This window comes from Neisseria sp. P0021.S007 (assembly GCF_051956855.1).
On the sequence record NZ_JBQCXA010001602.1, the window covers coordinates 1 to 456 of the forward strand.

Here is a 456-nt window from a genome sequence, read left to right on the forward strand (position 1 = left end):
AGGTTACCCAAACATAGCGGTCACGTTTCATTTTCACTAATACGACGGTACACATAATCAACGCTACGCCTGCAAGCATTTGGTTGGCGATACCGAACAACGGCCAGAGCGAGTTGATACCACCTAGAGGGTCGGTTACGCCGGTATAGAGGAAGTAACCCCACAATGCCACTGCAAAGAATGTGGCAACCAAGTTGGCAGGGATAGAGTCGGTGTTACCGAATGGTTTGTAGAAGATACTGCCCAAGTCTTGAATCATGAAACGGGCAACGCGTGTACCGGCGTCAACCGCGGTCAAGATGAACAAGGCTTCAAACAGCAAGGCAAAGTGATACCAGAACGCCATCATGGCTTCGCCCGGAATCAGACGGCTCATAATGTGTGCCATACCGACTGCGAGGGTTGGCGCACCGCCTGCACGAGACAGAATGGTGTTTTCGCCCACTTCTTTAGCAG

1 protein-coding gene is annotated in these 456 nt (G+C 51.5%); it reads right to left on the bottom strand.

Going from position 1 to position 456, the window contains the following annotated elements:
• Positions 1–456, bottom strand: a 456-nt coding sequence (locus tag ACTHUR_RS20485; RefSeq protein WP_440400636.1) for a carbon starvation CstA family protein, incomplete at both ends; no start/stop codon positions are given.